The sequence below is a fragment of the Rhizobium freirei PRF 81 genome, from assembly GCF_000359745.1.
In the GTDB taxonomy this organism is placed as follows: Bacteria; Pseudomonadota; Alphaproteobacteria; order Rhizobiales; family Rhizobiaceae; genus Rhizobium; species Rhizobium freirei.
This window is the reverse complement of record NZ_AQHN01000061.1, coordinates 205845-229663: the sequence shown is the minus strand read 5'-3', so window position 1 is coordinate 229663 and position 23819 is coordinate 205845. Positions and strand designations below refer to the sequence as shown.

At 59.6% G+C, this 23819-nt stretch carries 20 protein-coding genes; 3 read left to right on the top strand and 17 right to left on the bottom strand.

Annotated elements, in window-relative coordinates:
• Positions 1-22 precede the first annotated feature (22 nt).
• The 15 genes from RHSP_RS15735 to pcsA all read right to left on the bottom strand — a co-directional run bounded on the left by RHSP_RS15735 (position 23) and on the right by pcsA (position 18102).
• Entirely contained in the window at positions 23-1495 is a 1473-nt protein-coding gene (locus RHSP_RS15735) for an esterase-like activity of phytase family protein (protein ID WP_086005366.1), read from the bottom strand.
• Positions 1496-1854: 359 nt separating this feature from the next.
• On the bottom strand, positions 1855-2556 hold the full coding sequence (locus tag RHSP_RS15730) for a DUF502 domain-containing protein (protein ID WP_004118897.1): 702 nt from the start codon (positions 2554-2556) through the stop codon (positions 1855-1857).
• A gap of 176 nt (positions 2557-2732) precedes the next feature.
• On the bottom strand, positions 2733-4559 hold the full coding sequence (glmS, locus tag RHSP_RS15725) for a glutamine--fructose-6-phosphate transaminase (isomerizing) (RefSeq protein ID WP_004118894.1): 1827 nt from the start codon (positions 4557-4559) through the stop codon (positions 2733-2735).
• Between the two features lie 103 nt (positions 4560-4662).
• The gene (gene glmU / locus RHSP_RS15720) at positions 4663-6030 is read right to left on the bottom strand and encodes a bifunctional UDP-N-acetylglucosamine diphosphorylase/glucosamine-1-phosphate N-acetyltransferase GlmU (protein WP_004118891.1); all 1368 of its coding nucleotides are present in this window, start codon (positions 6028-6030) and stop codon (positions 4663-4665) included.
• A gap of 101 nt (positions 6031-6131) precedes the next feature.
• A complete protein-coding gene (locus tag RHSP_RS15715) occupies positions 6132-6878 on the bottom strand; it encodes a FadR/GntR family transcriptional regulator (protein ID WP_037152279.1) in 747 nt (248 codons plus the stop codon).
• A 16-nt stretch (positions 6879-6894) separates the two neighbouring features.
• Entirely contained in the window at positions 6895-7863 is a 969-nt protein-coding gene (gene yjfF, locus RHSP_RS15710) for a galactofuranose ABC transporter, permease protein YjfF (protein ID WP_004118886.1), read from the bottom strand.
• A complete protein-coding gene (locus tag RHSP_RS15705; RefSeq protein WP_004118883.1) occupies positions 7860-8888 on the bottom strand; it encodes an ABC transporter permease in 1029 nt (342 codons plus the stop codon). The genes yjfF and RHSP_RS15705 overlap by 4 nt, the downstream gene beginning before the upstream one ends.
• Entirely contained in the window at positions 8885-10408 is a 1524-nt protein-coding gene (gene ytfR, locus RHSP_RS15700) for a galactofuranose ABC transporter, ATP-binding protein YtfR (RefSeq protein ID WP_037152354.1), read from the bottom strand. Before ytfR ends, RHSP_RS15705 begins: the two co-directional genes overlap by 4 nt.
• A 129-nt stretch (positions 10409-10537) precedes the next feature.
• Positions 10538-11500, bottom strand: a complete 963-nt coding sequence (ytfQ, locus tag RHSP_RS15695; protein ID WP_004118879.1) for a galactofuranose ABC transporter, galactofuranose-binding protein YtfQ — start codon at positions 11498-11500, stop codon at positions 10538-10540.
• A 143-nt stretch (positions 11501-11643) separates the two neighbouring features.
• Positions 11644-12720: a BMP family ABC transporter substrate-binding protein gene (locus tag RHSP_RS15690; RefSeq protein WP_037152276.1), complete on the bottom strand. Its 1077-nt coding sequence runs from the start codon at positions 12718-12720 to the stop codon at positions 11644-11646.
• 53 nt (positions 12721-12773) lie between these two features.
• Positions 12774-13694, bottom strand: coding sequence for an ABC transporter permease (locus tag RHSP_RS15685; protein ID WP_004118874.1), 921 nt, complete (start codon positions 13692-13694; stop codon positions 12774-12776).
• Entirely contained in the window at positions 13691-14776 is a 1086-nt protein-coding gene (locus tag RHSP_RS15680) for an ABC transporter permease (RefSeq protein WP_037152274.1), read from the bottom strand. The genes RHSP_RS15685 and RHSP_RS15680 overlap by 4 nt, the downstream gene beginning before the upstream one ends.
• Positions 14766-16340, bottom strand: coding sequence for an ABC transporter ATP-binding protein (locus RHSP_RS15675; protein ID WP_004118871.1), 1575 nt, complete (start codon positions 16338-16340; stop codon positions 14766-14768). The genes RHSP_RS15680 and RHSP_RS15675 overlap by 11 nt, the downstream gene beginning before the upstream one ends.
• A 41-nt stretch (positions 16341-16381) precedes the next feature.
• Entirely contained in the window at positions 16382-17365 is a 984-nt protein-coding gene (locus RHSP_RS15670) for a quinone oxidoreductase family protein (RefSeq protein ID WP_004118870.1), read from the bottom strand.
• An 11-nt stretch (positions 17366-17376) separates the two neighbouring features.
• On the bottom strand, positions 17377-18102 hold the full coding sequence (gene pcsA / locus RHSP_RS15665) for a phosphatidylcholine synthase (protein WP_037152272.1): 726 nt from the start codon (positions 18100-18102) through the stop codon (positions 17377-17379).
• A gap of 213 nt (positions 18103-18315) precedes the next feature.
• Here pcsA and RHSP_RS15660 point away from each other — a divergent pair, with 213 nt between their 5' ends.
• Positions 18316-19518, top strand: coding sequence for a UbiH/UbiF family hydroxylase (locus tag RHSP_RS15660; protein WP_004118864.1), 1203 nt, complete (start codon positions 18316-18318; stop codon positions 19516-19518).
• Between the two features lie 103 nt (positions 19519-19621).
• Here the strand turns inward: RHSP_RS15660 and RHSP_RS15655 are convergent, their stop codons facing one another.
• On the bottom strand, positions 19622-20374 hold the full coding sequence (locus tag RHSP_RS15655; RefSeq protein ID WP_004118861.1) for a cytochrome c biogenesis CcdA family protein: 753 nt from the start codon (positions 20372-20374) through the stop codon (positions 19622-19624).
• 271 nt (positions 20375-20645) lie between these two features.
• On the opposite strand from RHSP_RS15655, the gene RHSP_RS33640 reads away from it, so the two are divergent.
• The gene (locus RHSP_RS33640) at positions 20646-20939 is read left to right on the top strand and encodes a PsiF family protein (RefSeq protein ID WP_081615321.1); all 294 of its coding nucleotides are present in this window, start codon (positions 20646-20648) and stop codon (positions 20937-20939) included.
• A 709-nt stretch (positions 20940-21648) separates the two neighbouring features.
• On the opposite strand, the gene RHSP_RS15645 is transcribed toward RHSP_RS33640, so the two are convergent.
• Positions 21649-22125 carry a hypothetical protein gene (locus tag RHSP_RS15645; RefSeq protein WP_240535437.1) on the bottom strand — a complete coding sequence of 159 codons (477 nt, stop codon included), beginning with the start codon at positions 22123-22125 and terminating at the stop codon, positions 21649-21651.
• Between the two features lie 494 nt (positions 22126-22619).
• Here RHSP_RS15645 and RHSP_RS15640 point away from each other — a divergent pair, with 494 nt between their 5' ends.
• Positions 22620-23807, top strand: coding sequence for an IS481 family transposase (locus RHSP_RS15640; protein ID WP_004125765.1), 1188 nt, complete (start codon positions 22620-22622; stop codon positions 23805-23807).
• Positions 23808-23819 lie beyond the last annotated feature (12 nt).

The following is a 23819-nucleotide window of genomic DNA, read 5'->3' as shown; positions in this document are numbered from 1 at the left end:
CGTCCATCCCTGTTTCACGACGTCACTTGGTAGCAAGGCCCGGGATGGTGACCTGGAACACCTGGAACATGGTGTCGACGTCGGCGCCGCTGTCATCCTTGTAGGCGGCTCCGACCTGGAAGCCGTCCTGGGTGATAAAGTCGTTATCGTTGGCGACGAACAGGAAGTAATCATTCGGCAGCTTCGGGTCCTGGACGCTGGCAAGCGACATGGCTTCCCACTTTTCCGAGAGATTGTTGCGATCGTTCGGAGCGCCGTTGTGGAGGCCGAAGCGGGCGAGATCGGCGGTATCGTTGATGTCGATGAACTGGCTGAGGACAGCCGGCTTGACGGAGGGATCGAGAACGCCCTTCGGAGCGACGGCCGTGTCGCCATCGAACTTGCCGCCGGCAATGTCGGTGGCAGCGGACACGTCGACAGCGACGATGCTGCGATAGATCGACTTGTCACCCTTCTGGCCGTAGCCATTGTTGCTGTCGCGAGCGAGCATCAGGAAACTTGTCGGCGAAAGCGCCACGAGTTCGCTCTGGGCGGCGACGGCTGTCTTGCCCTTGTCATTGGTGAAGACGGGCAAAGGGACGACATATTCGTGTACCAGTTTCAGATGGTCGAGATCAGAGGCATCGTAGACCAGAGCGCGCGTGTTCTGCCGCGTCGAGCTGGAATCGCCGCCATCCTGGCGGGTCGCGGACTGGAGCACGGCGATCAGGAACTTGCCATCCGGGGTCAAAGACATGCCCTCCAAGCCCTGGTTGTTCTGGCGGCCGCTGGTCGGATCCTTCGGATCGGGCGCGGTTTCGCCAGGCCCCGGATTGTTCGAGGAGAAGTTTACTGCGCCATGGCGCATCGGCAGAAACGCCGCCGGCGGTGCCGTAGCCGAAATCATCCGCCCATCCGCCGAGAAGCGGTAGATATTGGGGCCGTATTCATCGCTGATGAACATCGAGCCATCGGGCAGCCGGGCAATGGCTTCATTGTCGAGCGAGATCTTGCCGTTCGGTGCTTGCGGCAGAAGCGGCATGGCGCCTTCCGCCTGCCGGACGCCATTCGCCGGATCGAGGCCGGTGGTGTCGTTGCCCTTGTTGTCTTTCAACAGCAGCGTATCGGCGAGCTTGGCTTCGACACCGAACTGCTCCTTGCCGGCTGGCGGCGTCTCGCCGGGAGCAACTGGCGTCAGCTTGATATCGATGGTGTTGAGACGCGCGCGGTAGTCGGTGGTGCCGGCGACATTGTAGCCGCGATCCGGCAGCAGCCAGAGAGAGCCCTTGTAGGTGCCGTCGGCGTTGCGGGTCCAGCTCTTGGTGTCGATCGACATGCCCGAGCCTGAACCGAAGGTCTCGCCGAACTTGTCACGCTGATTGGCTGGAATGCGGCCGACGGCGACGCGCCCCTTGTTGACGAGCGTCATGCCCTGAACGGTCACGGATGTATCGGCAAACGCCACGACCGGAGCGGTAAAAACGAATGTAGCGAGGGTAGCCGACAGCAACGACAGGCTCTTCGAACGCTTATATTTCAAGACAGTATCCTCCTGATGAAAACCCTTGTGGAGACAACGGCATCCATCTCCGGCCTGGTCGAAAGCCCCGTGTCAAAGAACAACTGCCCGACGCCGAAGCTCCGCGCATTCGATGATGAAATGCAACTAACTGCCTGTCCCCAAGGATGGTCTAAGGCGTCAACATGATAGACACATGACAGTTCGCGCCTCGCGCGAAGGCATCCAGCCAGCTATAGGAATGGGAGCATTCCTAGAGCATTTCCAGGAAAAGTGCGCAGCGGTTTTCCGTCCGAAATGCGTCAGAAAACAAGAAGATAGAGCGTTTCCGCGATTCAAAGAAAAGCGGAAGCGCTCTAGGTCAGTGAATCCATCGGAATGGGCTTGGGCAGGCCCTTCGCCGCGATAAGCTCCTGCCTGTATTCCGGCGAAACCAGGCCGCCGGAAATCAGAAGCTTGGCGCCATCCTCGGGGCTCATATCGAGAATGGTGATCTTCTCGCGCGGCACGAAAACCAGAAAACCCGCAGTGGGCACCGGTGTCGGCGGCAGGAAAACCGCGACCATGTCCTGCCCCATGGCATTGAATTTGGAGGCAATTTCGCCCTTGGCATCGGTCGAGATGAACACCATGGACCACAGGCCGGGGCTCGGATATTCGATAAGCCCGACCTTCTTGAACGACGTGCCCTGCTCCTTCAGCACCGTTTCGAAGATCTGCTTGACGCTCTTGTAGATCGTCCGCACGAGAGGTACCCGATTGACGAGCGACTCGCCCAACCGGACGATGCTCTGGCCGATCAGGTTTTTGGCCAGGAAGCCGATAAGCGTGATGAAGATCATCGCGATGACCAGCCCGGTGCCCGGAACGGCGAAATTCAGATAATTCTCGGGATCGTAACGCGCCGGAATATAGGGGCGGACCCAGCTGTCTGCCCAATGAACAATAGACCAGGTCAACCAGAGCGTAATGGCGATCGGAGCGCAAATAATCAGACCAGCCAGGAAGTTGTTTCTAATCCGTGTCGGCACGGATACTTTGATGAGCTTTTCAGTCATTTGCCGTTCGAAAACTCCGTTCCGTCGCCTACCGCTAATCGGCAAATCCTCCCCACCTCTCCTTTAAGGAAGGTGCCAGAAATCCGCGTGGCACACAACCCGGCAGTCACGCTGCCGGGCCTGACAGAGACTCTACTCACGACGACGTGATGTCAGGTGAGAATAGGAGAAGAATCCTACTCCACAGTCACGGATTTGGCGAGGTTTCGCGGCTGATCGACGTCGGTGCCCATAAAGACAGCGGTGTGGTAGGCAAGCAGCTGGATCGGCAGCGAGAAGATGATCGGGGCGATGATCTCGTCCACAACAGGCAGAATGATGGTCGCCATCGTCGGCAGCGTCGATGCGGCGGCACCTGCTGCGTCGGTGATGAAGATGATCCGGCCGCCGCGTGCCGCCACTTCCTGCATGTTGGAAACCGTCTTGTCGAAGAAGCGGTCGTGGGGAGCGATGACGATAACCGGCATGTTCTCGTCGATCAGCGCAATCGGACCGTGCTTCAGCTCGCCGGCCGCATAGCCTTCGGCATGAATATACGAGATTTCCTTGAGTTTGAGCGCGCCTTCCATGGCAAGCGGGAAGCTGGTGCCTCGGCCGAGATAGAGCACGTCCTTGTATTTCGAGATCTCGCGGGAGAGGCTTTCCATCTGCGGCTGGATGATGTTCAGCACCTGCGCCATGATGCGCGGCATCTCGACGAGGTGATGCACCAGTTCCTTCTCATCCTTGGCGCTGATCGTACCGCGGGCAACGCCGGCGCCGATCGCCAGCGATGCCAGAACGGCCAGCTGACAGGTGAAGGCCTTGGTCGAGGCAACGCCGATCTCAGGACCGGCCATGATCGGAAACACCGCATCGGATTCGCGCGCGATGGTCGATTCCCTGACGTTGACGACCGCACCGATCTTCAGGCCGTTATCCCGGCAATAGCGCAGCGACGCCAGCGTATCGGCCGTCTCGCCGGACTGAGAAATGAACAGCGCAGCCTGCGACGGCGACAAAGGCATCTCGCGGTAGCGGAATTCGGAGGCAACGTCGATTTCGACCGGGAGACGCGCATAGCGCTCGAACCAGTACTTGCCGATCAAGCCGGCAAGATAGGCCGTGCCGCAGGCGGAAATCGCCAGACCGGAAACCTTCCCGAAGTCGATAGCCGACACGCCAGGGTGCACGCGATGGCTGGCGAAATCGACGTAATGGCTGAGCGCATGGGAGATAACCTCCGGCTGCTCGTAGATTTCCTTTTCCATGAAATGGCGATGGTTGCCCTTGTCGACGACATAGGCGGTCGCATGGGAAATCTGCCGCGGCCGGTTCACTTCCTTGCCGCTGTAGTCGAGGATCGTGGCGCCGCTATGGGTGACGATCGCGCAATCGCCGTCGACGAGATAGGTGATCTCATTGGTGAACGGCGCAAGCGCGATGGCGTCCGAGCCGAGGAACATCTCACCCTTGCCGTGACCGACGGCGAGCGGCGGGCCGGAACGTGCCGCCATCAGCGTGCCGGGATCGTTCTGGAACATGACAGCCAATGCATAGGCGCCCGTCACGCGGTTCAGCATCTTGAGCATGGCAGCGCGGGGATCAAGCCCATCGCGGACATAATTCGCAAGCAGATGCGCCACGACTTCGGTATCCGTCTGCGAAGAGAATACCCTGCCCTCAGCCTTCAACTCCTCGCGCAATTCGGAAAAGTTTTCGATGATACCGTTATGGACGACGGCCACGCCCTCGACGAAATGCGGGTGAGCATTGGTTTCGTTCGGAACGCCATGGGTTGCCCAGCGCGTATGCGCAATGCCTGTTGTGCCCGGCAGCGGATCCGCCTCCAGCCGCTTCTCGAGATTGAGCAGCTTTCCTTCCGCACGGCGACGATCCATCACGCCGTCATGGATCGTCGCAACGCCAGCCGAATCATAGCCGCGATATTCGAGACGCCGCAGAGCATCCACCAAGCGATCCGCCACAGGCGCCGTTCCGACGATCCCAACAATACCACACATATAACTCTCCGTCCGACCTCAGATGTGAGGGCAAGTCCTACTCATTCTCAGGATTTTCTCAATTGCCATAACGGTCACTTTCGATTTCCGACCGTTACGCGAATTAGTGGCTGCCAGCGCCCTTCTTTGCCGCCTTGATGGCCAGGGCGCGCTCGCGAACGAGCTTGGCGCGCTCCGGCTTCACTTCCTGGCGCGCACGGCCGAAGGCCAGGGCATCGGCAGGGACATCATCGGTGATGACGCTGCCGGAGGCAATATAAGCACCGTCACCGATGCGTAAGGGCGCCACAAGCGAGGAGTTGGAGCCGACGAAGGCGTTGGCGCCGATATGGGTCTCGTACTTGTTGACCCCATCATAGTTGCAGGTGATCGTGCCCGCACCAATATTGCTGCCCGCTCCGATCGTTGCATCGCCGATATAGGTTAGATGACTGACCTTGGCGTCCTCGCCGATCTTGCCGTTCTTCACCTCGCAGAAATTACCAACCTTGGCGCCACTGGCGAGATCGGCGCCGGGGCGCAGCCGGGCAAACGGGCCGACCGTTGCGCCGGCGCTGACATGCGCGCCCTCGATGTGCGAGAAGGCATGGACGATCGCGCCGCCCTCGATGACGGCACCGGGGCCGAACACGACATTCGGTTCGATCATCGCGTCCTGGCCGATGACGGTGTCATAGGCGAGAAAGACAGTCTCGGGCGCAATCATGGTGACGCCCGAGAGCATCAGCTCATGACGCCGGCGTTCCTGCCAAAGGCGCTCGATGAAGGCGAGTTCGGCGCGATTGTTGCAGCCGGTCATTTCCACTTCCGGCGCATCGACTGCCACCGCGCGGCCGCCCAGCGAACGGGCGATCTCGACGAGATCGGTGAGGTAATATTCGCCCTTGGCATTGTTGTTGCCGATACGATCGAGCAGATCCAGCGCCTTGCGGCCGTTAATCGCCATCAAGCCGCTGTTGCACCAGGTTACCGCCAGCTCGGCATCCGTCGCATCCTTCGCTTCTCGGATGGCGATCAGTTCGCCGTCCTTGACCAGCAACCGGCCATAAGCGTTCGGATTGTCGGTGTGAAAGCCGATGACGACGACGTCATTGCCATCCGCTAGGCCCTGACGGGCAGCGCGGAGCGGCGCGTCGGTAAGCAAGGGAACATCGCCATAGGCAACGAGGATGTCGTCATATCCCCGGGCAATCGCCTCGCGCGCAGCAAGGACGGCATGACCGGTGCCGAGACGCTCTTTCTGAAGATAGGATTCCACCGCTATGCCGCCGATCGACGCTGCCGCACTGACCTCATCGGCATTGCGTCCCACCACCAGCGCCGCCACCGAAATATCGGTCTTGGCGATCGCCTCCATGACGTGAGCAATCATCGGCCGGCTCGCAATCGGATGCAGTACCTTCGACATCGACGATTTCATGCGGGTACTGTCGCCGGCAGCGAGGATGATGGCGAGGCAGCTACGTTCCATTTCAAGCTCCGAGATAAACGGTCAGGCGCGGCCCATTGCTGAGCGCAATCCCCTCATAGCAAGTAGTTGAATGGCGAACCAAGGCAAAATTGGCGCGAGGCTCAGGTATCCGCCAGCGCAGCAAAGGCTTCAAGCACATGCTGCCGCCCATCGACGATTACAAATTCCATTGCTTTGCGCGCAGCCACGCTGTCGTGCGCTGCGATGGCATCGACAATAGCCATATGCGTATCGGCGATATTGCTGAAGCCGTTGGTGGAAGGCGGCGCGCTCATGCGGAACATGCCGACCAATGCCGCCTCGATCAGTCCGCCGAGCGACCGCATGAACGGATTTTGAGAGGCTTCGGTGATCGCCAGATGAAAATGCAGGTCGGCGACCGCAAGGCTGTCCGACGTGTGATTCGGGTCCGCCATGGCACTTGCAAGCCCACGCAGCAGATCGATGTCCTCACGGCTCGCCCGCTCCGCCACCAGGCCGGCGGCGAACGGCTCGAAGGCAATGCGTATGTCGTAGAGATGGAGAAGGAATTCCTTGTCGATCCCGCTTTCGAAATGCCAGTTCAGCACTTCGTTATCGAACATGTTCCAATAGATCTTCTCAGTGACACGCGTGCCGACGCGCGCGCGCGGCACGACCATGCCTTTGGCCGCCAGGGTCTTCATGCTCTCGCGCAGAATCGTGCGGGATACCTTGAACCGCTGCAGAAGCTCGCTGTCGCCCGGAAGAATGCTGCCGATCGGAAATGCGCCCGATACGATTGCCTTGCCAAGGTCGTCGACCACCTGCGCGTGGCTCGTGCGCGACTTCCCCTCGGCCTTTCTCGTGTTAAGCAATCGGCTACGCAAGCACCCTGTCCTTCCCTCAGACGTATCGTCGATTGAAGCGGGAAAACAGCAGAAGACCCTTCTGCATCAGAATAAATGCAAACAGCAACAAGCCGATCAATATCTTCGTCCACCAGCTGGAAAGCGTTCCGTCGAAGGTGATGTAGGTCTGAATCAAGCCCTGTATGAGAATTCCGATGAGTGTTCCTCCGACGAACCCCGCTCCTCCCGTCAGCAGTGTTCCGCCTATGACCACGGCAGCGATTGCGTCAAGCTCGACGCCGACCGTGGCAAGCGAATATCCCGCTGATGTATAAATGGAAAAAACGATTCCGGATAGACCGGCGAGAAAGCCGGACAGGGCGTAGATCTGGATGGTCGTGCGGCCGACGGGCACGCCCATGAGTTCGGCGGTCTGCACGCCGCCGCCCAATGCGTAGACATTGGCGCCGAAGCGGGTGCGCTGCGCCAGTACGATGCCGCCGGCGAAGACGAGCAGCATGATGCCGCCGATCAAGGTCAGCCGGCCGCCGCCCGGCATCAGCCAATAGAGATCGTTGAGCTGAGAATAGAAACCATGCTCGATCGGGATGCTGTCAATCGACAGCACGAAGGCAATGCCGCGCGCCAGAAACATGCCGGCCAGGGTGACGATGAATGGCGGCATGCTGAGATAATGGATGATGGCACCCATGCCGGCACCGAAAATAGTCGTGAGAACGAGGACTAAAGTGAAAGCGATCAAGGGATGGATCGTCGTGTCCCGCAGGACGATCGCCAGGAAGACGCCGGTAAAGGCGATGACCGAGCCGATGGACAGATCGATGCCGCCGGAGATGATCACGAAGGTCATGCCGACGGCCGCAATCCCCAGAAAGGCGTTGTCGGTCAGCAGATTGCCGACCACCCGCGTCGACAGCATGTTCGGATACTGCGTCACGCAGCCTGCGTAGGCCAGGATGAAGATGACGATCGTCGCAAGCAGCGGAAGATATTTCGAATTCACTTTGCCTGCTCCTTTTGCACCATCCGCCCGTCGCCGCGGCGGCGCCAGAAGAAAGCGCTCGCGGACTGCATGGCTGGCGACTGGATGACCAGAATGACGATGACGATGATTGCCTTGATCACCAGATTGAACTCCGGCGGAAAGCCGGAGAGCAGGATGCCGGTATTGACCGATTGAATGATCATCGCGCCGATCAACGCGCCGACGATGCTGAACCGGCCGCCGAGCAGCGAGTTGCCGCCGACCACGACCGCAAGAATCGCGTCTAGCTCAAGCCACAGACCGGCATTGTTGGCATCCGCCCCCTTGATGTCGGCCGAAACGATGATGCCGGCAAAGGAGGCGCAAAGCCCGCTTAATGCGTAAACCGCGACGAGCAGAACCGGGGTCCGGATGCCGGAAAGCGTGCTTGCCCGCCGGTTGATGCCGATGGCTTCGACGAGCATTCCAAGCGCGGTGCGCCGGACGAGAAGGATCACGGCAAGCGCAACGACGAGCCAGATCACCACCGGCATGGGCAATGCCGCGAAGGCGCCGCTACCGAGAAAGATGAGCCCGTCATTGTTGAAAGTGAGGATCGTGCCCTCGGTGATCAATTGCGCGATGCCGCGACCGGCGACCATCAGCACCAGCGTCGCGATGATCGGCTGGATGTCGAGCACGGCGACGAGAAAGCCATTCCACAGGCCGCACGCCAGCCCGACGCCGATGGTCAGAAACAGCGTATAGGCAAGCGAATAGCCGGCAACGATGGAGGATGCGGCTATGGCGCCGCAGATCGCGATGACGGCACCGACCGAAAGATCGATGCCTTTGGTGGCGATGATCAGCGTCATGCCGATGGACAGCAGCGCCACCGGAGCGCCGCGGTTCAGCACGTCTATCAAGCTGCCGTAGAGTCTTCCATTTTGAATTTCCAGATGAAAGAATTGTGGGAACATAATGAAATTCAACAGAAGAATAGCCGCAAGCGCTATCATCTGCGGCATCAGGCGGAGCACAGAAGCCTTGATTTGCGAGCTCATGCGTCCTCCCGCGTCTTTTGAGCCGTGGCGATGGCCTCGACGATATTTCCGGCCGTGATCTCGGTGCCGGCCAACTCGGCGATATGCTCGCGATCCCTAAGAACGATGACGCGCGAACTATAGGCGACGAGCTCCTCGAGCTCGGAGGAAATGACCACCAGAGACATTCCCTGCCGGCAAAGGTCTTCGATCAATCGGATGATCTCTGCGTGCGCACCGACATCGATACCGCGGGTCGGCTCGTCCAGGATCAGGAAGCTTGGATTTGTCGCCAGCCATCGCGCGAGTATCGCCTTCTGCTGGTTGCCGCCCGAAAGAAGCCTGATGGGCTTTTCCCGGTCGGTCGTGCGGATATCCAGTGCCTTGATGTAGCGATCGGCGATGGCGTTCTGCTCGCTCCGCGCAAGCGGTCTGGCCCAGCCCCGCCTAGCCTGCAGCGCCATGACGATATTCTCTCGAATCGAAAGATCGCCGATGATACCATCTGTCTTACGATCTTCGGGGCAGAAGCCGAAACCATTCCTGATCGCGGCGTGCGGGCTGGAAAGCGTGATCGCATTACCTTCGATCTTTGCTTCGCCGCTGTCGGCGCGCTCGACGCCGAAAAGCACTTCGGCGGTCTCCGTCCGCCCGGACCCGAGCAGACCGGCTATGCCGACCACCTCGCCGACATGCACGTCCATATCGAAAGGCTTGATCTTGCCGCGCTTGCCGAAATTCGTGAAGCGATACCGGACCGGACCGCGTTCAGCCCCGGTTTGCTTGGCCGCGCTCTCGGCCTGCGCGAGTTCGCGGCCGAGCATCATGGCGATCAAGGTCTGCCGCGGCAGACCGTCCGCGTCGCGCGTGCCGACCAGACGACCGTTGCGCAGAACGGTGATGCGATCGCAGATCTGGTAAACCTGCTCAAGAAAATGTGTAATGAAAACAATTCCAAGGCCGCGTTGCTTCAATCGTCTGACGATGTCGAACAGCATTTCGACCTCATGCGTGTCGAGGCTCGCGGTAGGCTCATCGAGGATGAGAACCTTGCCGGAGAGATCGACGGCGCGGGCAATTGCGATCACCTGCTGGATTGCCACGGAGAAGCGGTCGAGCTGGCGGCTGACATCGATATCCAGGCCATACTGCGACAGCAGATCTCTCGCCATGTTGCTCATCAACCGGCTGCTGACCATGCCGAACCACCGCGGCTGGCGACCAAGAAAGAGGTTTTCCGCGACGCTCAGATTGGGCAGCAGATTCACTTCCTGATAGACGGTTCCGATGCCGAGCTTCTGCGCCGCCAGCGTGTCATGCGGATCGATCTCGGCGCCATCGAGAACAAGGGTGCCGGCATCGCGGCGGTAGGCGCCGGTCATGCATTTGATCAAGGTCGACTTTCCTGCTCCGTTTTCACCGAGCAGCGCGTGAACCTCGCCGCGCATCAATGTGAAATCGACTTGATCGAGAGCGGTCGACCCGGGAAAGTATTTACAAAAGCCTGTCGCTGTCAGAAGTCGCTCGACGTCGTGAGCCATGAAGCGCTGATGTCCCTGCATTGAGCCAATGGGCGAAAGCGATAACCGGCGCATTGCATTGATGCGCCGGCATCTTGCACGAGAGATCGCATCGGCGGCCTTACCGTTCCGGTGCGATCGGCTTTCGTCTTAGTAGCCGAGGTCCTTCTTCTGCTCGTAGACCTTCTGCGGATCGTCAGCCTGGGTATAGAGCTTCGATTCCGTCTGGATCCACTTCTGCGGCTCCTTCTTGGTCTTCAGATAGGCGTCAAGCGCGTCGAAGGCGGGGCCTGCCATGTTCGGGGTCAGTTCCACGGTTGCGTTCGCTTCGCCGGCAGCCATGGCCTTGAAGAGATCCGGAACCGAATCGATTGACACTGTCAGGATGTCCTTGCCCGGCTTCAGGCCGGCTTCCTTGATCGCCTGGATAGCACCGACGGCCATATCGTCGTTATGAGCATAGAGCGCACAGATATTCTTGCCGCCATTCTCAGCCTTCAGGAAGCTTTCCATGACTTCCTTGCCCTTGGCGCGGGTAAAATCGCCCGTCTGGCTGCGGACGATCTTCAGGTTGTCATGGCCCTTGACGGCCTCTTCGAAGCCCTTCTTGCGGGCGATGGCCGGCGAAGAACCGGTCGTGCCCTGCAGCTCGACGATATTGCACTTCTTGTCGCCGACCGTCTTGACGAGCCAGTCGCCGGCAACCTTGCCCTCATGAACCAGGTCGGACGTGACAGCCGTCAGATAAAGATCCTTCGGCCCATTGACTGTGCGGTCGAGCAGAATAACGGGGATCTTGGCTTCCTTCGCTTCCTTCAGCACGGCGTCCCAGCCGGTCTCGACGACGGGTGCGAGCAGGATCGCATCGACGCCCTGGGCAATGAACGAGCGGATCGCCTTGATCTGATTTTCCTGCTTCTGCTGCGCATCTGCGAATTTGAGATCGATACCGCGCTTTTTAGCTTCCTGCTTCGTCAGCGTGGTCTCGGCGGCGCGCCAGCCCGACTCCGAGCCGATTTGCGAGAAGCCGACAACAAGTTGCTTTGCCGATGCGGACGTAAACATGCAGGCAGCAAAAATCGTGGCACTGATAAGTGCGGTTTTCAACTTCATGATTATCTCCCAAAGGCCATCTCCTCAGGCCCGCGGACAAAAAATCATATAGTAATACTTTTGTAAATCGACATTCGTTGATGCAACGCAACAAAAAAGGGCGCCTCTGGCGCCCTTTCTCAACTATGGCTATTTGGCTGCCGTTACTTCGAAGCCGGCAGCTTGTCGTCGACACCTTCGACGTAGAAGTTCATGCCGAGAAGCGTGCCGTCATCGGCCTTTTCGCCTGCCTTCAACCAGGGCGTGCCGTCCTGCTTGTTGATCGGGCCGGTGAAGGGCGCGAGCTCGCCGGACTTGATCTTGGCTTCGGTTTCCTGAGCCATCTTCTTCACGTCGTCAGGCATGTTGGTATAGGGACCCATTTTCAGGATGCCGTCCTTCAGGCCGTCCCAGCTCTGCTCGGACTTCCACTTGCCGTCGAGCAGCGCATGTACGCGCTTGGAGTAGTAGTTGCCCCAGGTGTCGATGATGGCGGTCAGCTGCGCCTTCGGGCCTGCCGCGATCATGTCGGACGCCTGACCGAATGCATGGATGCCACGTTCCTGGGCAACCTGCATCGGAGCCGTCGTGTCGGTGTGCTGCGTCAGGATATCGACGCCCTGGTCGACCATGGCCTTGGCGGCGTCGGCTTCCTTGCCGGGATCGAACCAGGTGTTGACCCAGACGACCTTGAGCTTGAAGCTCGGATCGACGGAGCGGGCGCCCTGCTCGAACGAGTTGATGCCCATGACAACTTCCGGAATCGGGAAGGACGCGATGTAGGCAGCGCCATGGTTCTTCGACGTCTTGGCGGCGATCTGACCCAGGATGTAACGGCCTTCATAGAAACGCGAATTGTAGGTCGCGAGGTTCGGGCCACTCTTGAAGCCGGTCGCATGCTCGAACTTCACCTTCGGGAACTTGGCGGCAACCTTGACGGTCGCATCCATGAAGCCGAACGAGGTGGAGAAGATCAGCGAGCAGCCGGAACGGGCGAGACGCTCGATGGCGCGCTCCGCATCCGGGCCTTCCGGTACGTTTTCGAGATAAGGCGTCTCGATCTTGTCGCCGAATTCCTTCTGGACCTGCTGGCGGCCGAGATCATGCGCCTGCGAATAGCCGCCGTCCGTATGGGAGCCGACATAGACGAAGCAGACCTTGGTCGGCGCCGCTTCGGCGGCGGCAGCGAAACCAACGATGGCAGCAGCTGTGGTGGCGAGTGCAAGTGCTAGTTTCTTCATGGTTACCTCTGTTGGTTTGGCATGTTTTGCTGAAATCCGTCCGGACGTTGCCATTAGCGCTCCGGAACGAAGGCCTTGCCGAGCGAAGCTGGCGTGTTGATCAGCGTCGCTCGGCGATTTTGAGAGATGATGACGAGAACCATTATAGTCGATGCGTAAGGCAGCATCGACAGGAACTGCGAGGGAATGCCGACGCCGAAGCCCTGCGCATGAAACTGCAGGATCGTCACGGCGCCGAAGAGATAGCCGCCGGCCAGGACGCGCATCGGCCGCCAGGATGCGAAGACAACGAGTGCCAGTGTCACCCAGCCTCGGCCGGCAGACATGTTTTCGACCCATTGCGGCGTGTAGACCAGCGACAGTTGCGCGCCTGCCAGACCGGCGCAGGCGCCACCGAACATGATGGCGAGATAGCGCGTGCGAATGACGTCGATGCCGAGCGCATGGGCAGAGCCGTGGCTATCGCCGACGGCACGAAGCTTCAGGCCGGCACGGCTGCGGAAGAGGAACCAGTTGACGCCGATCAGCAGCGCGATCGAGAGATAGAAGGTCAGGTCCTGTTTGAACAAGACCGGCCCGAGGAACGGAATATCCGACAGCAACGGGAAAACGATCTCCCCCAGCTGCACGCCGGGCACGCTCACGTAACCCTCGCCGATCATGCCGGAGAGGCCAAGACCGAGGATGGTCAGTGCCAGACCCGTCGCCACCTGGTTCGTCACCAGCGTCAGCGTCAGGAAGCCGAACAGGAGCGAAAACAAGGCGCCGGCGGCAATACCGACGAGGAGGCCGACATAGGGCGATCCGCTCATCTGCGCACCGACGAAGGCGGCAACGGCGCCGATGATCATCATGCCTTCGACGCCGAGATTGAGCACCCCGGAGCGCTCCACCACCAGTTCGCCAAGACCTGCGATGACGAGCGGCGTCGACGCCGTGATGATCGTCAGCAGGATCGCGACAAAGACGCTCATGCCGCACCTCCCCGAACCCGCGACCAGACCAGGCGGATCTTGTAATAGATCAGCGTATCGCAGGAGAGCACGAAAAACAGCAGCAGGCCCTGGAAGACGCTCGCTGCCTTGGCTGATATCCCCGGCGACAATTGCGCCGCTTCGCCGCCGAGATAGGTCAATGCCAGCACCAGGCCGGACAGGATGGCTCCGAGCGGGTTGAGGCGCGCGAGGAAGGCAACGATGATGGCGGTGAAACCGTAGCCCGGCGAGATCGCCGGCTGCAGATGGCCGATCGAGCCCGAGACCTCGGATATGCCGGCAAGGCCCGCGAGCGCGCCGGACAGGAGGAAGGCGAACCAGACCATTTTTCGCGAGGAAAAGCCGGCAAATCGCCCCGCGCGCGCCGATTGCCCGAGCACGGTTATCTCAAAGCCCTTCAGCGTATATTTCATCAGGAACCAGGCGAGAAACGACGCGACGACGGCAAAGACGATACCCCAATGAGCGCGGCCGGATTCTTCCCATATGGCCGGCAGAACCGCCTCCGGCGGAAAATCGACGCTCTGCGGGAAGTTATGTCCCTGCGGATCGCGCCATGGTCCACGCGACAGCCAATCGAGAAAGAGCTGCGCGATATAGACGAGCATCAGGCTCGTCAGGATTTCATTGGTATTGAAATGTGCCTTCAGCAGCGCCGGAATGGCGGCATAGAGCGCGCCGCCGATGGCGCCGGCAATCAGCATCAGCGGCAGGACCATCGGCGAATGCCAATCGGTGAAGACGATCGGGATGATGGATCCGGCGACCGCCCCCATGGTGAACTGCCCTTCCGCGCCGATATTCCAGTTGTTGGAGCGGTAGCAGACGCAAAGGCCGACGGCGATCAGGATCAGCGGCCCGGCCTTGATCGCCAGTTCGTGCAGCGACCACACTTCCAGCAAAGGCTGGACGAAGAAGGCGTCGAGCGCCTCGACGGGGTCCTTGCCCATGACCGCGAACATGATCGTACCGGCGATCAGCGCCAATGCCAGGGCAAGCAGCGGCGACACGATGCCGAACAGTTTCGAGACCTGCGGACGCTTTTCGAGTTCAATGCGCATGCACGGGCTCCGAATGCGTCTTGGATTCATGCAGACCGCCCATCAAAAGGCCGATCTTTTCGCGTGTCAGTTCGCCGGCGGGGTAGGACGGCGACAGGCGTCCTTCCGAGATGACTGCGATGTCGGTCGCGACCTCGAAAATCTCATCGAGATCCTGGCTGATGACGAGCACGGCCGAGCCGTCGCGGGCAAGATCGACCAGCGCCTGGCGGATGCGGCTTGCGGCACCTGCATCCACGCCCCAGGTCGGCTGATTGACGACCAGCACGCTCGGCTGCCGATCGAGTTCCCGACCGACGATGAATTTCTGCAGATTGCCGCCGGAAAGCGCGCCGGCGGCAGGATCCTCGCCGCTCTTGCGCACATCCATCGCTTCGCAGATGCGCTTGGCCGCCTGCTTGACGATGCCATGCCTGATCACGTTGAGGAAACCGCCGCTCAGAAACGTCTTGCGATCCGACTGATTGCGGGCAAGCACAAGATTGTCCGACAGCTTCAGCGCCGAAACGGCGGCATGGCCATGACGCTCCTCCGGCACGAAGCCGGCGCCGAGCAACCGGCGCGCATTGATGCCCTTGGTCCCCACAGGCCTGCCTCGGACATGGACCAGATTGTCCGACGGCACGGTATACTCGCCGGAAATGACGTCGAACAGCTCGCCCTGCCCGTTGCCCGCAACTCCCGCGATCGCCAGCACCTCACCGGCGCGGACGCGCAGCGAAACATTCTTCAGCGACATGGCAAATGGGGTTCGCGCCGGGGCGGAAAGGCCTGCAACTTCCAACTGGATGTCGCCCGTCTTGCCAAGCCCTTCATGCTTCACGCTGGCGACATCGCTGCCGACCATCATGCGTGCCAGCGAGCCCGTCGTTTCCTGACGCGGGTCGCAAGCACCGGTCACCTTGCCGTGGCGAAGCACCGTGGCGCGCGAACAAATGCGCTGCACTTCCTCGAGGCGGTGACTGATGTAAAGCACCGAACGCCCCTCGTCCCGCAACTGGAACAGCGTTTCGAACATCCGGTCAGCTTCCTGCGGCGTCAGCACGGACGTCGGCTCGTCGAGAATGATCAGTTCGGGGTTCTGCAACAGCGCGCGGACGATCTCGATGCGCTGGCGCTCGCCGACGGACAAATCGGCGACATGCGCATTCGGATCGAGAGGCAGACCATAGGTTCGCGAGAGCTTGGCCGCCTCCTCCGATATTTTGGCGATCGGGATCTTGTCGTCGAGCGACAGCGCGATATTTTCCGCAACCGTCAGCGCCTCGAACAGCGAAAAATGCTGGAATACCATGCCGATGCCGAGCTTGCGGGCCGCGCCCGGAGACTCGATCCCGGCGGGCTTTCCCTGCCAGACGATTTCCCCATGCGTCGGCTCAAGCACGCCGAACAGCATCTTCACAAGCGTGGATTTGCCGGCGCCATTTTCACCAAGCAGCGCGTGAATTTCGCCCGGTTGGATTTCCAGATCGATTTCATTGCAGGCGGTAAAGCTGCCGAACAGCTTCGTCAGCTTGCGAACCGACAATAGCGCACCGTTTGCCGGTACATCGGATGACGACACGTTCCCCTCATTTCCTTCCCACCGTCCTGCCCTTTACGGATCTATGGGATCAGTAGTGTAGTTCCACTCGTTTTTCTGGCTTCCAGATCCGCGTGCGCGCGCCCCGCATCGCTCAACGGATAAGTCTGATGAATATTGATACGCACTTTATTGCTTTGCACAACAGCAAATAACGCCGCGGCGCTGGCTCTCAACTCTTCTGGTGTGCCGACATAGGCGAAAAGGCTTGGACGCGTCGCGAAAAGCGAACCTTTTTGATTAAGGATGGCAAGGTTGAAATTCTCGATCGGGCCGGACGACTGGCCGAAGGTGACCCACATGCCGCGCGACTTCAGGCAATCGAGCGAATGCGGGAACGTGTCCTTGCCGACCGAATCGTAAACGACATCAACGCCCTTGCCGCCGGTAATCTCGCGAACGCGATCGGCAAAGCTCTCCTTGCTGTAGTCAATGACGTGGTCGTAGCCATGCGCCAGTGCCAGCTCGACCTTTTCCGCTGAACCGGCAGTGCCGATGACGGTGCCCGCACCCAGCGCCTTGGCCCATTGACCGGCAATCAGGCCGACGCCGCCGGCGGCCGCATGAAACAGCAGCGTCGTTCCAGGGCCGACCTTGAAGGTGCGGTTCAGCAGATATTCGGCGGTCATACCCTTCAGCATCATGGATGCCGCGGTTTCGAGCGGGATATCGTCGGGCACCTTGACCAGATAGCGGGTCTCGATGTTGCGTTCGGCGCTATAGGCGCCGTCGCTGCCGACATAGGCGACGCGATCGCCGACGGCGAAATCGGAAACGCCGGCGCCGACTTCGGTAATCGTACCGGCCGCTTCCTTGCCAAGCGGCAGCGGAAACTGCGGCGCCTTGTAGAGACCGGAGCGGAAATAGACGTCGATGAAATTCAGGCCGATCGCTGCATGACGGATCTGCACCTCGCCGGCGCCTGGGGACGGCAGATCGACCTCCTCCAGCTTCATGACTTCCGGACCGCCGTTTTCGTGGATGCGAATGACCTTGGTCTTCTTCATGGCTTGCGATCCTACTGGCGCCCGAGGGACGGGAAAAACTGCAGCACGGCGCCGATGCAATAGAGATAGATACCGCTGATGATGAAAAGAACGATAGCCCATTGCGGCATGACGAAATTCATCAGCAGCGAATAGATGCCGAGCGCCGACCAGAAGAAGAATATGCCGAGATTGAGCGGCCGCAATCGCTTGACGCGCACGGGATGCAAGAAGTTGATCGGCAGGAAGGTCAGGACAACCGAAATGCCGACGAGGATCATGGCGGTCGTGGCGCTGGCATCGATGACGAAGAGGGTGAATATCACCATATTCCAGACCACGGGAAAGCCGGAGAAGAAGTATTCCTCCGTCTTCATGCCGGTATCGGCGTAATAGATGGCGCTGGAGACCACAATCATGCCGGCGGCGACGAACGACATGGGTTCGCCGATCATGCCGCTTTCATAGAGCGCGAAGGCCGGCAGCAGCACGTAGGTCACATAGTCGATGATATTGTCGAGCGTGTCGCCGGACCAATTGGGAAGGACCTCCTTGACCCGGACCTTGCGGGCGATCGGCCCGTCGATGCCGTCGACGAGGAGCGCCAGACCGAGCCACCAAAACATATCGACAAAGCGATGCTCGGAGGCGGCGACAACGCCGAGAAAGGCGAGAAAAGATCCGGAAGCCGTCAATATATGAACGGAGAAGGCACGCATCTCCGCATAAGGCACCCGCTTGTACTTGAAGATTTTCATCCGCCCCACGACTCGTCAGTTTTTAGGCCTACCCTGGCAGGCGATTTTTCTTGCTAATATGCATCCTTTGGTCTCTACCGCCAGCGCAAAAGCGTTGATCGCGGCACGCTAGCCCGAGTTGCCGTCATTTTCACCCGCTGCGATGTTTCATCCCATGGATTTCAACAGGCTAAGCGCTTATTCTCAGACTAATAGGCAATTGAGGCATCGATAATGAAGCAGATTGAAGTGGCCGTCATCGGCGGTGGCCTGGCCGGGATGATCGCGGCGTTCGCGCTTGCGCGCGGTGGACGATCCGTCGCCCTGATTGCTGCGCCTCACAACAGGGCCGACAGACGGACGACGGCGCTGATGGATCAATCGATCCGCCTTCTCGAGCGCCTGACGCTCTGGGACAAGATCGCCCCTTCGACGGCCGCGTTGACGACGATGCGGATCATCGACGGCACGTCGAGGCTGCTGCGGGCTCCGACCGTCTCGTTCCGATCCTCTGAAATCGGGCTGGAAGCGTTCGGCTACAATATTCCGAATGCCGCCCTGCTCGACAATCTCAATAGGGCCATCGAAACGGAAGGCAATATCAGCCGCATCGAAGCCACCGCCTCGGAAGTCACCTTTCGCGACGATGGTGTGACGGTTGCGCTCGACGATGGCCAATCGATCGAAGCCGCCTTCGTCGTCGGCAGCGACGGGCGCAATTCGATGGTGCGGGAAACCTTGGGCATCAAGGTCAAGGGCTGGTCCTACCCGCAATCGGCGATGGTTTTGAACTTTGCGCACTCTTTGCCGCACCAGAACATCTCGACGGAATTCCACACCGAAAGCGGCCCATTCACGCAAGTGCCCCTGCCGGGCAACCGCTCCAGCCTCGTCTGGGTACAGAAGCCGGCTGAGGCCGCAGCCAATGCCGAAAAATCGCTCGAAGAACTCGGCAGGCTGGTCGAGGAGCGCATGCAATCGATGCTTGGTAAGGTGACGGTCGAGGACAGCGTTCAGGTCTGGCCGCTCTCGGGGATGACCGCCTATCGCTTCGGCAAGGGCCGCGCCGCACTGATCGGCGAAGCCGCGCATGTCTTTCCGCCGATCGGCGCGCAGGGCCTCAATCTGAGCCTGCGCGACATACTGGCGCTGTCGGAAACCCTGTGCGCCCGTCCGGACCAGCCGATCCCGGCATCAGCCGGCGACAGTTTCGACCGCAAGCGCCGCGCCGATGTCATCAGCCGAACGGCAAGCGTCGATCTTCTCAATCGATCGCTTCTTTCCGATTTCCTGCCGGTACAGATGTTGCGCGCTGCCGGACTGCATGTGCTTTCCGCCGTCGCACCGCTGAGAAACATGGTTATGCGCGAAGGTATCGAGCCCGGTGGCAGCCTGGCCAGCTTCTCTTCGATGCTGCGGAAAAAGCTGAGCCGCTAAAGCGCCCGATCAAGCGCGAGCCGAACCATCACGACGCGGCGAACAATCGTGATGGCCTGGCTCGATCCACCCTGTCAAAATGGCGAGGGCAGATATTGCGGGCCTAGCCGATCTTCATCAGGATCGGAAAGGTCTGCTGAAACCAGATTGCCATGTCGCTGACATAACCGAAGATGAAGGCCAGACCGGTGAGCACCAGAAGGCCGCCCATGAGCTTCTCGACCGTGCCAAGATGGCGGCGGAAGCGGGAGAGAAAGCGCATGAAAGCGCCGGAAAAACCGGCCGCGATCCAGAACGGAATGGCAAGCCCCAAAGAATAGACCGCGAGCAAGCCGGCACCGGCGCCAACCGTTTCGCGCGACGCCGCGACGCCGAGAATAGCCCCAAGCACCGGCCCGATGCAGGGCGTCCAGCCGAAAGCGAAAGCAAGCCCCATAATGTAGGCGCCGGTCAAGGTCGCCGGCTTGCCGCCGCTCTGAAAGCGCGCCTCGCGAGCGAGAAGGCCGATGCGGAACACGCCGAGGAAATTCAATCCCATGACGACGATGATGATGCCGCCAATCTTCGCGAGAAGATCGAGATGCTGGCGCAGCAGCAGGCCGATGGAGGAAGCGCCGGCACCGAGCGCGATAAACACGGTGGCGAACCCCAGCGTGAAGAAGAGCGCCGACATCAGCACGTTGCTGCGGACACCAGGCCCCGCTGCGACGGCCGCTCCGCCGCCGCGAAACTGCTCCACGGAAATCCCGGCCATGTAGCAGAGATAAGGCGGCACAAGCGGTAGCACGCAAGGCGAAAGAAACGAAAGCGCCCCGGCAATCAAGGCACTGAGGATCGAAATATCGGCAAGCGACACGATGGACTCCGGCTATGTCATTTCACCCTCTTCCTAGCGTTGCGGCCGCCGGAAAGCCAATCACCTTTTCGAGCGGAACAGGAGCGAGAGGCTTCAAAACAAGCAACTGAGCAGCGCTTCCGTTACCAAGACCCGGAGGATGCGGGACGCGACCAACGGCCGCAGAACTATCCAACGAACGATTTGCTTTTGCTAAAATATTGGTTCAAGCTGACAAAGTTCGTCCAACAACGTGCATTCCACCCCAGGTAGTTAGCGGAGGAAAGACCCTATGCGATTCGTTAGTATGCTCACGACTGCAGCCTTTGCCGCACTTTTCAGCGTAAGCGCCATGGCGCAAACAGCGACGCCCAGCACCACGACGACGAAACCCAGTACAACAACGACCGCCCCTGCAACGTCCACTACGACAACGCCAAAGGCTATGACCGCGCCAAAGGCTATGAAGCCCGCCCAGACTGACATTTCCAAGGCATGCTCGGCGCAGGCAGATGCCAAGGGCCTGCATGGAAAAGCTCGCGCCAAGTTCCGCAGCGACTGCAAGAAGAACGGCGGAAAATCGTAAGATCCGCAGTTTCGCCTTAGTCGCAAATCAACTTTGCTGTTGTCATGGCGGCAAAGTTGACCGCTTCGGCGCAAGAAGCAGGAGCCACTGCTGAGACAGCGACGATAGCAAACCCTATGATTCTCGTGAGATCTTCTCCCAAGACGCGGGAAGTTGTGCGCGCGAAACGATAGTGGCCACTACAGCACTCCTCACTTGCTTGAAATATTCCCAGAGCTTTGCCTGCAACCAGCGCAAGGGAGCCATCGCAGCCGGGCGTGGGCAAGCGTACATTCGGCGGACGGTTGTTTGCGCTGCGGTTTGAGTTCTTTTATTGCCGGGTCGGCATGCCGTTCACCGGCCCATTGCGCGGATCAGCGACAAGAGCGTCCCTTCCGTCCGGCGCGCCATAGTTTCAGCGTCATCCAGAATCACGATACACCGAGTGATACTGCACATCGCGAAGTTGAGTGTTTCCGTTTCGCAAGCTTATAGGGAATTCGATCATGACTTCAATCGAGAAGGGGAAGCTTGCTCGGCTCGCCATGCTCATATTGCTGCCGGTCTTCGGCAGGCTAGCCGTTGCGGCTATCGTTGCCCTTTCGGCGATAGCCTAAGGCGCCCGGCCGGAGCGCATTCATCGCCCCGGTGCGACGGCGATCGCTGAAGCGAGAGCAGAATACTCCGACTGTGAAATACTTTCGGCCTCGCACCAGTTCGGTCAAAGCTCTTACGAGCAGTCGGAGCTATCGACCGAGAAGGAATAATCCTTGCCCTTCAACTGGTAGATGTAATTGGCCAAAGACGCCTCGCCTGAATCGAATTTCGGCACCAGGAAATTGCATAGATCAGAGAGTTGGGCCGATTTGACGAGCGGAGCGTCGAACCAGTCGTCATCGACGTCCAAATCATAGAAATAACTATAAATTCGATCCGTCAGATCTATTTTCTTCAGCGTGATTTGCGGATCGATTTTCTTGGGCAGATCCTTGTTGGCGAAGACAACCGGATAGCGATCCGCAAGATATGGCAGGACAAGCCGCTCCGTGAGGGGCGTCGTCATGGCGATCGCAAGCAGAGGCAACACGCTCGGAGCCATCGCAAACTTCTTCCTGGCGATCGCACCGAAAACAATCCCGAGGATGCCCAGCAGCCCGCAAACCGTTGCGTAGATTTCCCACGAAGACAGCTCAGCCAAGAATTCCATCATGCGTCCACCGTCTTTATCGATCAGCTCGTCATCGGCAGGTATCTTACGACCGGACCGACACATTCCACCGGTCATGCCGCCGCAGCTGCGACCACCATTTCAGCATCGAAAGTGGGGCCTGAGCAACAGCAAAAGTCTGAAACAATTGCGGTAATTCGCTCGAGGCAAGCGACACCGCCCATGCTTCCCCTATACTCCCCGGACGCATCGCCGGGCAATCATAAGATTGCTTTGTCATGGGATTATTAGTTGGCTTATCTTATGTAGATTGCGACCACTGGGAAAGCCTTTGCCAGAGAGTTCGCCTGCGCTTTGACACTGCGACCATACCGCACGTCATCTTCGAACGGCAGCCTGGAAGTAACAAACCGTTCAAAATCCTGCAGATATCTGAGAAAATCACTGCAATGGCAGTGCCCGACCTGAGAGATAGGTGACATTTTGTACCGGAGACATGGGTAACACTTCTGGCTTTTTGGCGGGAGGTGTTGATGCCGTGGAGAGAGGCTTCGGTGATGGAGGAACGTCTACGATTTGTCGCCCGGCTGCTTGAGGGCGAAGGCATGAGCGATGTGTGCCGGGAGTTCGGCATTTCGCGCAAGACCGGCTACAAGATCTTCAATCGCTATAAGGACGACGGCCTGGAGGCGCTGACGGATCGGTCGCGCCGCCCGGTTCGCTACGCCAATCAGTTGCCCGTGCCGGTCGAGGCGATGATCGTGCGGCTCAAGAAAGACAAGCCGCATTGGGGTGCGCGCAAGATCCGCGAGCTGTTGGTGAAGCGGCTTGCCGGCGATGTGCGCATCCCCGCCAAAAGCACGGTGCATGCCATTCTCGACCGCCATGGACTGGTCGCCCATGCGCGCAAACGACACCGACATCGAGCCGAGGGAACGGCGTTGTCACAAGCACCGATGCCGAACGATCTGTGGTGCGCCGACTTCAAGGGCGAGTTCAAGCTCGGCGACGGACAGTACTGTTACCCCCTGACGGTCACCGACCAGGCCTCGCGCTTTCTGCTTGCTTGCGAAGCCTTCGAATCGACAAAAGAGGTGGGCGTCTTCGAGGCGTTCCGCCGGCTGTTTGCCGAGCGTGGCCTGCCGCTCGCGATCCGCAGCGACAATGGCTTGCCCTTTGCCAGCCCAAACGGGCTCTACAATCTCTCGAGGCTGTCGGTGTGGTGGCTCAGACTCGGCATCACGCTGGAGCGCATCAGGCCGGGCCGTCCACAAGAAAACGGCCGGCATGAGCGCATGCACCTCACGCTGAAGAAGGAGGCGACCAAGCCGTCTGGCAAAAACACTCTCCAGCAGCAGGCTCGCTTCGACGCTTTCGTCAGCGAATTCAATCAGCAGCGGCCGCACGAGGCGCTCAACATGAAGGTGCCCGCAGATCTCTACGTCACTTCCTCGCGCCCCTATCAAGGCCTGCCGGAGATCAACTACCCCTTCCATGATCGAGAGGCGCTGGTGACCAATTGCGGCCGCATCTGCATCTACCGCAAGAAGATCAACATATCGACCGTAATGGCCGGCCAGAAACTCGGAATCACGGAAGTCGACGACGGCATTTGGCTCGTCAGCTTCATGCATTATGATCTGGGATATATCGACTTGGAACAGAGAACCTTGCAAACCATCGACAATCCGTTCGGCTCGAGATTGTCACCCATGTCTTAGGTACGTTTTGTT

Excerpts from the sequence above, each read along its gene's own strand:
- RHSP_RS15705 (WP_004118883.1), bottom strand. The coding sequence starts at position 8,888 with ATGAGCTCGCAAATCAAGGCTTCTGTGCTCCGCCTGATGCCGCAGATG.
- RHSP_RS15645 (WP_240535437.1), bottom strand. The coding sequence starts at position 22,125 with ATGGAATTCTTGGCTGAGCTGTCTTCGTGGGAAATCTACGCAACGGTT.
- RHSP_RS33640 (WP_081615321.1), top strand. The coding sequence starts at position 20,646 with ATGCGATTCGTTAGTATGCTCACGACTGCAGCCTTTGCCGCACTTTTC.
- RHSP_RS15680 (WP_037152274.1), bottom strand. The coding sequence starts at position 14,776 with ATGCGCATTGAACTCGAAAAGCGTCCGCAGGTCTCGAAACTGTTCGGC.
- glmS (WP_004118894.1), bottom strand. The coding sequence starts at position 4,559 with ATGTGTGGTATTGTTGGGATCGTCGGAACGGCGCCTGTGGCGGATCGC.
- RHSP_RS15685 (WP_004118874.1), bottom strand. The coding sequence starts at position 13,694 with ATGAGCGTCTTTGTCGCGATCCTGCTGACGATCATCACGGCGTCGACG.
- RHSP_RS15730 (WP_004118897.1), bottom strand. The coding sequence starts at position 2,556 with ATGACTGAAAAGCTCATCAAAGTATCCGTGCCGACACGGATTAGAAAC.
- ytfQ (WP_004118879.1), bottom strand. The coding sequence starts at position 11,500 with ATGAAGTTGAAAACCGCACTTATCAGTGCCACGATTTTTGCTGCCTGC.
- glmU (WP_004118891.1), bottom strand. The coding sequence starts at position 6,030 with ATGGAACGTAGCTGCCTCGCCATCATCCTCGCTGCCGGCGACAGTACC.
- RHSP_RS15670 (WP_004118870.1), bottom strand. The coding sequence starts at position 17,365 with ATGAAGAAGACCAAGGTCATTCGCATCCACGAAAACGGCGGTCCGGAA.
- RHSP_RS15690 (WP_037152276.1), bottom strand. The coding sequence starts at position 12,720 with ATGAAGAAACTAGCACTTGCACTCGCCACCACAGCTGCTGCCATCGTT.
- RHSP_RS15660 (WP_004118864.1), top strand. The coding sequence starts at position 18,316 with ATGAAGCAGATTGAAGTGGCCGTCATCGGCGGTGGCCTGGCCGGGATG.
- ytfR (WP_037152354.1), bottom strand. The coding sequence starts at position 10,408 with ATGGCTCACGACGTCGAGCGACTTCTGACAGCGACAGGCTTTTGTAAA.
- pcsA (WP_037152272.1), bottom strand. The coding sequence starts at position 18,102 with ATGAAAATCTTCAAGTACAAGCGGGTGCCTTATGCGGAGATGCGTGCC.
- RHSP_RS15640 (WP_004125765.1), top strand. The coding sequence starts at position 22,620 with ATGCCGTGGAGAGAGGCTTCGGTGATGGAGGAACGTCTACGATTTGTC.